Source organism: Bacillus sp. JJ1521 (assembly GCF_036965165.1).
Classification (GTDB): domain Bacteria; phylum Bacillota; class Bacilli; order Bacillales; family Bacillaceae_L; genus Ferdinandcohnia.
This window is the reverse complement of sequence record NZ_JBALOX010000049.1, coordinates 1-2,216: the sequence shown is the minus strand read 5'-3', so window position 1 is coordinate 2,216 and position 2,216 is coordinate 1. Positions and strand designations below refer to the sequence as shown.

4 protein-coding genes are annotated in these 2,216 nt (G+C 36.9%); 3 read left to right on the top strand and 1 reads right to left on the bottom strand.

What is annotated here, in order from left to right:
* The first annotated feature begins 37 nt into the window (after window positions 1-37).
* Complete coding sequence (locus tag V7147_RS08350) at window positions 38-322, top strand: PIG-L family deacetylase (RefSeq protein WP_438824570.1); 285 nt, start codon at window positions 38-40, stop codon at window positions 320-322.
* A 194-nt stretch (window positions 323-516) separates the two neighbouring features.
* Entirely contained in the window at window positions 517-801 is a 285-nt protein-coding gene (locus V7147_RS08345; protein ID WP_335367390.1) for a hypothetical protein, read from the top strand.
* Between the two features lie 368 nt (window positions 802-1,169).
* On the opposite strand, the gene V7147_RS08340 is transcribed toward V7147_RS08345, so the two are convergent.
* Window positions 1,170-1,307 carry a hypothetical protein gene (locus V7147_RS08340; RefSeq protein WP_335367389.1) on the bottom strand — a complete coding sequence of 46 codons (138 nt, stop codon included), beginning with the start codon at window positions 1,305-1,307 and terminating at the stop codon, window positions 1,170-1,172.
* Window positions 1,308-1,401: 94 nt separating this feature from the next.
* Here V7147_RS08340 and V7147_RS08335 point away from each other — a divergent pair.
* A partial coding sequence (locus V7147_RS08335; protein ID WP_335367388.1) for a deoxyribonuclease IV occupies window positions 1,402-2,216 on the top strand: 815 nt, incomplete at its 3' end.

The following is a 2,216-nucleotide window of genomic DNA, read 5'->3' as shown; positions in this document are numbered from 1 at the left end:
AGAAGCTTGTAAGGCTTGTGGCATTACCGATCTACGCATGCTTGGCTACCGTGATAAAACATTGGAATTTTTAGATCCTGAAAAAATTGCAGATACCATTGAAGAAATCATAAAAGAAGTTAATCCATCACTTGTTATTACATTTTATCCTGGACATGGTGTTCACCCTGACCATGATGCGACAGGAGAAGCAACCATTCGTGCCGTAAAGCGCATTCCAAAAGAAAACCGACCTAAGGTATATTGCAAAGCCATTACCCACGACCGTGTAGATAAAATTGGTGAACATNNAATTCGATGTAAGTGCAGTCTTAGAAAATAAATTTAACACATTGAAAGCACATCGTTCTCAAACAGAGGGACTCATGGGCAATTTGCTTCAAAAAATCGACGACAAAGATAATGAAGTCTTGGATTGGCTTCGAACTGAAATATATTGGACCTATAAATTTGATGATTAAGGACTAGGAGCTAAGGGACTTAAGGACTCTTAAACATAAAAGGAGCTCTATGGTAATGGAGAACAATCCCATTGATTTTGATCGACTTTTAAAAGCATACCAATCACTTTGGATGAACAGGAGGTTGTGGCAAAAAGAACTTAGTAGTGAAGACATACTTCGAGCCACAATCAATAGAGACTTGCTTGATGAGTTGACCCATCCAAGGCTAAGAAAAACACCATATGAAAAATTTTTCATGGCAAGTAAACGAATCTTTGACTCTGGCCTACCAATTGAAGATAAACTTCACCTACAGCATGTCTATCTCGAAGAAATGGAAAATGTGAAGAAAATGTAAACAAAACAAGAAAAAATTTACAAATAGTACAAATTTCAGTTGTACAACTTTTGAGTTTCCTTTATAATCGGTGAATATACAAGAAGGGCTCGTCAAAATATCTCAGGACATCGAGTAATGAGAGGGGTATTTTTATGGAGATGAACATGTATATGGAAATTTCAGTGATCTTATTTTTGATCTTTGCATTTTCCTTCGCACATTCGATTTTTAAAGGAACTCACAAAAGAATAGGCAAAATAATTAGCGCGACGTTTATTAGTTTATGCTCGTTTGTAATTGTTTGGAGAGCAGCAAGTCTATTATCATATTTTCATTAATCATAACGGCACATTGGCAAAAAAGAGCGAAAAAGACTTCGCTCTTTTTTATTGCTCTTCTTCTTCTAAAATTAAACTCAAATCATTGTTTTTTTCTGGTGTTACAAAGTATAAGCCCATTTCTTCTTCTAATTCCTCTAGTGACTTTTTTAGGACAGGGTCATCTTTAGATGTAAAGTCTTCCAATTTTATCACCTCGAAAACTAGTATGCCCATTTTTTTGAATAGTTCTTACGTTGATTGTAAAACTAAGTGTATATGATGAATAGGAGACGAACTCATGAGATTTGGAAGTCATATTAGTATACGTGATGGGTATTTAGGTGCTGCCCGCCATGCAACAAAAATTAGGGCGAAGGCTTTTCAATATTTTCCGAAAAACCCACGAAGTCTATCTGTAAAAGAATTTGACCGTCACGATGCAAACGAATGTGCGAAATATTGTAAAGAACATGATTTACTTACGATTGCTCATACCCCATATCCAACAAATTTAGTTGCTGATGAGGATCAAATTGGGCTTGTTAGGGATTCGCTATTAAATGATTTGGAGATTGCTAATGAATGTGGCTCAATTGGGGTTGTTGTACATTTTGGAGTGTTGAAAAATGCGGCTAATCCCCTTGAGGGCTATGAACGGATGATTGGTACACTAAATGATGTTTTGACGAGATGGGATGGGGAAGCGCTTCTTTTGTTAGAAAATAATGCCGGGAAAAGTGGACCTACCGGAACTATGATCGAGGAACTCGTTCAAGTTAGGCAACTCACTGAGTATCCGGATAAAATCGGCTTTTGTTTAGATACTTGCCATTTATTCGCAAGTGGTGTGTGGAATGGAGTTAATTGGAGTGAGGTCGAGGCAAAAGGAGTAGAACTTTGCTATTTTGAACATTTAAGATCTGTGCATTTAAATAATTCCGAATACCCGACAAGGTCGATGAAGGATCGACATGCGAATATTCCATATGGTGAGATAAAAGTTGAGCAAATTAAGGAATTTTTGTTGAGTCCCGTGTTTGGAGATATTCCGTTTGTGCTCGAAACGCCACATGAGAGTCATTTTTCACATGAAGATGAAATCAAGTATTTGGA